This window comes from Pedobacter sp. Leaf132, assembly GCF_920984695.1.
GTDB lineage: Bacteria > Bacteroidota > Bacteroidia > Sphingobacteriales > Sphingobacteriaceae > Pedobacter.
On sequence record NZ_CAKLBO010000009.1, the window covers coordinates 194,395 to 200,842 of the forward strand.

At 33.2% G+C, this 6,448-nt stretch carries 6 protein-coding genes; all 6 read right to left on the reverse strand.

Translation table 11 applies throughout. The features are described from left to right. Positions 1-13: 13 nt before the first annotated feature. The 6 genes from LUA86_RS15900 to LUA86_RS15925 all read right to left on the reverse strand — a co-directional run bounded on the left by LUA86_RS15900 (position 14) and on the right by LUA86_RS15925 (position 6,155). Positions 14-2,812: a lantibiotic dehydratase gene (locus LUA86_RS15900; protein WP_231464528.1), complete on the reverse strand. Its 2,799-nt coding sequence runs from the start codon at positions 2,810-2,812 to the stop codon at positions 14-16. A gap of 121 nt (positions 2,813-2,933) precedes the next feature. Next, positions 2,934-3,773: a flagellar motor protein MotB gene (locus LUA86_RS15905; RefSeq protein ID WP_231464530.1), complete on the reverse strand. Its 840-nt coding sequence runs from the start codon at positions 3,771-3,773 to the stop codon at positions 2,934-2,936. Positions 3,774-3,824: 51 nt separating this feature from the next. Beyond that, positions 3,825-4,487 carry a DUF2461 domain-containing protein gene (locus LUA86_RS15910; protein ID WP_231464532.1) on the reverse strand — a complete coding sequence of 221 codons (663 nt, stop codon included), beginning with the start codon at positions 4,485-4,487 and terminating at the stop codon, positions 3,825-3,827. 34 nt (positions 4,488-4,521) lie between these two features. Further along, positions 4,522-4,920, reverse strand: coding sequence for a DUF983 domain-containing protein (locus LUA86_RS15915; RefSeq protein ID WP_231464533.1), 399 nt, complete (start codon positions 4,918-4,920; stop codon positions 4,522-4,524). Position 4,921: 1 nt separating this feature from the next. Further along, positions 4,922-5,194, reverse strand: coding sequence for a hypothetical protein (locus LUA86_RS15920; RefSeq protein ID WP_231464535.1), 273 nt, complete (start codon positions 5,192-5,194; stop codon positions 4,922-4,924). A 157-nt stretch (positions 5,195-5,351) separates the two neighbouring features. After that, positions 5,352-6,155, reverse strand: a complete 804-nt coding sequence (locus tag LUA86_RS15925; protein WP_231464538.1) for a DUF4302 domain-containing protein — start codon at positions 6,153-6,155, stop codon at positions 5,352-5,354. Positions 6,156-6,448 lie beyond the last annotated feature (293 nt).

Sequence of the window (6,448 nt, forward strand, 5' to 3'; positions counted from 1 at the left end):
ATCTAAATCAATATTATTTATTCATCGCTTTTCTACGCTGAACATCTTTTAACAGAAAGTAGTATATAATCATTTCTTGTGTCCGCTGTTCTTTATTAAACAAGCGATTTACATGCATGTGCATTAGATCGCTAAATAACTGGCCTCTTCTCGATTCATCTACACTTTTTAATGTGGATATAAACGATGCTGCAAAACGATTAAACCGTATTTTCTGTTCATCAATTAGACCTTGAATATCCGTTTTGCGATAAATTTGATATTGATTATTTAGTTTCTTAAAGTCTGCAGGTTCTAAATTATGCTCATCATTAAAAGAATCAGACATTAATTTCACAATTTCAGCTATGCGGCTATCTTCTAAAACATTTGAATTTTGAATAATTTCGACGATATCGGCACAATACTTATATTTACTTAAAGCATCTTTATTATCATTTAGAAGGGATATCACATAATCACTATCTGTTTTAAAATGTGTTTCTACCTCTTCAATAATATCGTTACCATAACGCTGAGTTTCTCTTTTATAGATCTTAATCTGTATATCAGAAACCAAACCACTTGCAACATCATCACCCAGATAATCTGAAAATGCTGAAGTGAGCATGTGATTATCTTTTTCATCGTTTAGTTGAATCCTGAACCTAATATGGTATCCATTTTCATTATACCTAATATAAAACCATTTTTTAATGTAGGTATCATATTGTTGAAGAAAGTGTGCTATTGGCCCTGCCAATAAAGCATCAGAACGTTGCTGATGGCAATAAATCTCAAAATACAACCATTCTTTTCCCGGAAGGAAAAATTGCTTTACATTATTTTCTGAAGTTATTGCATAACCATTTACCCCTTGATAAATATTTTCTTCGTGGTAAAGATTTAGAATAATTTGAGCCAAATAAGGTTTATTATGTTCATCAATAACAGCACCATGCGTTGGTAATAACACCTCCTCGAGATAGATTTTATCTTGCTTTTGCATATAAGATTGAAAAGCAAGTAAATCCAAATCATTATCAATATCGAAGCACAATGTTTGGTCGGAAAGGCCACATTTAAAGTATCGGTTTAGCCCAATTAGTTTTAAGTGATTTCTGATTTCATTTACGTTTAGCGATTCGATTTCAACTTTAAAAATTTGCCATTTTTGTTGGGCAATAACAATGTTTTGGTATTGGATTCGTGGATAATATTTTAAATCGGGAAAGAGTTGCTCCAAGAATAAAGTTAAATTGGTTTGAATATTTTGATGCTGCAAATCGCATAATAATCTGAAAACAGATAAATCAGAACGGCTGTAATTATACGCAGAAGCCATTCGTGGTATCAACCGCTTATTCAAACTTCTTGACTTTAAAACAACTTCGTTTCCGTGTACAGAAAGCAAAATATCATCTAATGTTAATGGCTCATCAGAGGTATCAAAATTCAAGATAGACAATTGCTTCCCGTAAACCAGTTTTCTGCGGTTTATGTTGTCAACATTTGTTTCAACCATGTAGGCAACATCGAAAAAAAGTACATCTGGGTTGGCATTTTGTTCAATTTCTGCAACTGATTTGCAATGTGATAGCACCTTATCGGAAGCCAGCGTAAAGCGACCGCTCAAAGCATTTGCAGTGCTGCCGCCTGTTTGGTCTACACAAACTAAATCATCTACCAAGGTTAACAACATGCTAAAGGAATTAGGGATCTTGGTTGGCTGTTCGGCTAAAGTAATCCCAAGTTCATCTAATTGAATAACATTATTCGATTTGAATCCCTCTACAGAAAAGAGTTTTTTAAAATTATCCTTGAGTTTATCAGTCCAATCCCCTTTTTTGGTCAGCTTTTTACCGCGAAATTGAGTAACAAAATCATCATCCTCCCCTGCTTGCTCTAATTCATCGTAACCTACACCCATTTCAGGATCTAACGCCAGTGATAATGGAATTTCCCGCTGCTCAAATTTGGTTCTGAATTTATTTGTGAAATTTGTAAGTGCTTCCTTAACTTCAATCGGCTGAATACGTTGCATTATATTAATCAAACCAGGCACGGCATTAAACTGATTAACATTTATTCCGCCATTAATTACATTTCGTTCAGCAATTAAATATTTAGGTGCTTGTTCTGAAAGATTAAATTCAACCCTTTTAAAATAATCTTCTCCAATTATATTCGGATCAGCTTCGCTAAGTAATAATTGCAGCGATAGCATGTCTTCAAGTAATGAGATTATGTCGTTCCTACCTACCTCATAAGTACTAAGCTCTATTAATAATTGATTTATACGTATAGGATTTTTACATGTTAACAATATTTTATAAACGAAGTCATCCTTATCAATTTCTGCAAGTTCAAATAAGCCATCAGCGCAGGCAATGTATCTTATGCTTGTTGAAGTAAAGTAATAACTGCTATTAGCAAAGATTAAGTAATTGCTTTCCAGCAACTGGTTGATTGAAAACTGTACATTATTTTTTTCCGGCCAATCGATAAATTCATGTATTTTTTGTTGCTCTTTAACAACTATTAGATTTTGACTGGCACTATTAAAACCATTTTCTAAAATGCTAAAACCGGCAAAAGTTCCATAAGGTGTTGAACGAAATTTTGAACGATTAAAATACTTCCAAACCGTAAAAAATATCTTTGGCGATAAACTATCTAAATCTTTAGCCTCTACATCTTTAATGGTTTCGTAAAAAGCTGAAGATGAAATAGAGATTGCTAATTTAAGCTCATCCCAACAATCGGCAAGGTTAGCCAGATAAGAAAATTTCGGTGTTCGAAAAATGATGTTGGGATGTATTTTTAGTTTCATAAAATAGATTTCAGGCGAAAATTACAAAGATTTCATTTAATCTGGCTAGAAAAGGTTGTGATTAATGAATTGTGATCACAAAAAAAGCCCCGATGGCTATCGGGGCTTAAGAATTTTAAGATTACTTTATCAAATTATATAATTCATCTAGTTTTGGAGAAAGAACAATCTCAATCCTTCTGTTTTTACTTCTCGCTTCGGCAGATGTATTTGCACCTAAAGGCTGGAATTCTCCTTTTCCGGTTGCGGTCATCCTTACACTTTCAATTTTTTCATTTTCTGTTAAGTAACGAACAACAGATGTTGAACGCAAAACACTCAAATCCCAATTATCTTTTATCTGTCCGAGATTATTTACTTTTTGATTATCTGTGTGTCCTTCAACAGAAATATTAATTTCAGGTTGTTGCTTTAAAACCTTTGCAAGTTCTGTTAATGCCTGCTTACCTTTTTCATCAATTATTATGCTACCAGAGGGGAATAAAAGTTTATCTGTTAATGAAACATAAACCTTACCGTTTTTAATTTCGACAGTTAAACCACTTTTAGTAAAACCCAACAATGCCTGCTGTAGCTTTTCCTTTAGTTGATTGGTGGCCTCATCACGTTTGCGTAAAACTTCTTCCACTTCTTTCAACCGTTTCTCTCTTGCAGCTAAATCGCCAGATAGTTTAGTTATTTCTGTTGAACTATTATTTTTTAACTTGTTAAAATTTGCGTTTGTTTCAGAAAAACGACCTTGCAAATCACGCAAATCTTCGCCAAGCATTGTAGTATCCTTTTTTAGTTTATTAACTTCTTTCTCCAGATTTTCTATTTTTATCAAACCTTCGTTAAAAGCGGTATAAAGTGAATCTTTAGTACCCAATAAAGCTTTATACTTTTTTGGAGAAAGCACTACGCATGATGTTAGTGATGAAGCTAAAAGAAAGAGCGCAAAGGCAAAAAATGTATTTTTCATTATTGTTTTGTGATTATAAGTCGCAATTTAACTTTTAAATTCATTGAAAAACTATTGTTCTATAGCATTGCGTAAAAATGCAACTAATGGATTAACCGTAGTAAAAGAACTTATTAACTTATTAACGATTGTTGGCTTCAAAAACTCCTCATCAGGTATTTCCGTTGTGGCTTCAAAGCTTTTCAATTTTAAAAATTCGATATTCGGATCTGCAGGGTCATAGCCTTTAGGTGCGTTCTTAAGGGCATTCGCTGTACCTAATTTGAAATTCTTTTTAAAACTTTTGTCAGTTATAATCTTTTCAAAATCGCCAAAATTGTAATCTATTTCTTGTCTGATAAGTTTTAAATGTTCTGCTTCGGGCATCCAGTAACCACCAGCTATAAAATTTTTACCTGGTTGAATGTGCAGGTAATAACCAGGCCCATTGGCACCTTTGTTTTTTGCAGAAAACCAAATACCAAAGTTGTTTTTGTATGGGTCTTTATTTTTGCTGAAACGTACATCACGGTAAATCCTTAATAAAGATTTTTTCGGATCAGTTTCTGAAGAAATTAAAGGATCAATTTTAGAAAGTTCGGGAATTATCTCCGCTACCAGATTTAAAACATCTGTTTTTGCATCTTCATAACGATGCTTATTCTCAGCAAACCATTCTCTGTTATTATTATCTGCAACATCTTTAATAAAAGCAAGGGTATCTTTTTTTAACATATCTGATTTTTAAGAGAAAACTATGATAGCAATGTTAAGGATTATCGTAATAAGGTTTATATTTTATATTAGGCGATAGTATGTGGAGGAGTAGAATTCTTGAATACCGATAATTAAATGGATAAAAGATAAAACATCCACTAAAGATGGTGATTAAGTAGGTCCAGAAATTTTCGTCTTTTAATGTACCCACAACCAGATAGGTAATGAAACTCACGGTAAGCATTTCTATTACATTCATCGCATAGCTTACATACATTGCAGCATAAAAATATCCAGGCTCAATTTCTATTCTTTGGCCGCAATGCGAACATACTTCTTTAGTGTGCTGAATGTTAAAACCATACATGCTGCCTGTAAATATATCGCCTCTGCGACAATGGGGGCATTTTGCATGAATGATAGCATACAATTTAGAAGTTTTCACAGCCATCTTAATTAAGATTTATTGGCTCAGACTTCATATTAAGTGTCACATTTTTTTTGCGGTATTTTTTATACCAGATAATGCCAACAACTGTGGCAAGTAAATATGGAATAACCAATAAATAAATTACACCGGTATTTAAACCTGCAGCCTGCGTGTTGCCATTTTTTACACCTTGCTCAGCATTAATTGTACACATAGCACATTGAGCTTGTACATCAATGGCAAATAGCAACAAAAACGCAGTTGAAAATAGGATAAAACTCAATGTCTTTTTCATCACAACAAATATAATGATAAACGAATGGAGGGTCGCAAAAATTATGTCATAAAAAACCCTCATTCTTTTAGAATGAGGGTAAAATTTAAATATAATATGATTTTTGTTTGATAAATCCTACGAATTGGTAAGCTATTTTAATTATTGTTTAAGACAATTAGAATATAGGCACCAATTTTATTGTTGCAGCATCATTTGTATAATATCCGTTAGGATAGCCCGTTGTGGCTGGTTTAAAGGTTAATTCTTTAAAGCTTACACCATTTACGACAACTGGTGATAATAATTCTAAACCTGTAGTTGTTACTCTGAATGAATAAATCGCGTTTAAAGATTCAAGTTCCATAAACCATCCAAATTCAAGATTTATATTTCCAGTTGCTGTTTCAAACCTATAAGATTTTGGCGCATAATATCTTTGCCACGCGGTTTTGTAAGCGCTAATAACTGTTGTAGGATTAGCTGGCATAGGAACCATAACAATTTTTGTACCCCGCTTTCTACCTTTTAAGATAACAGAATCAGGATCAGCTTTTGTAACTAAAAACTCAAAATCTCCACCTAAACCACCATCATTACTAACTAAACCTGTTATTGCACCAGGAGCAGCAAAATATGCTAAAATAGAATTGTAGGTATCAAAAGTTAGTATTGGACCAGCCCCTGGGTACACCTTATAGGTGCTGGTTACATTGCTTGAAGTATAATCACCCTGAACATTCACATCCGTAGCCGAAGAAAAATTCATAAACAAATTTACGCCACCATATGGTGCATTAGTACCCGGGTAATACTGCATAATCCAACCATTAGGTTTACTTTTTAAAATGGTTTGTGCATTCAATACAGCCGCGTTTAATCGCTCTGTTGGGCTATCTTCAAATATCCTATCTTTCTTCTTATCGCAAGCAGCGAATAAAAGCATACCTGATATTAAAACTAAAAAATAATTTCTTTTCATTATATAATTTCTTATAAAGTTGTCTGATCAAATGTGCCTAAATTGGCTTTCCTGTTTACGATATTGGCTCTTAATACATCCATATCAATATTCCAAACCGTTTGCATATAGTTTTTTACCAGCACCAATTTGTTATTGATAATAGTTCTACCTGCAGGAGTGCTACCTGGAATTGCAATAGTACACTAGAGATTTTGTTTCGTCAGATATTTTTTTTTGAGATGCATTTATTTAGATTCCTCTGGATGCAATTTATGCGGCTTTTTTGCTGTTCCTCATCGTTTTTTCAAACT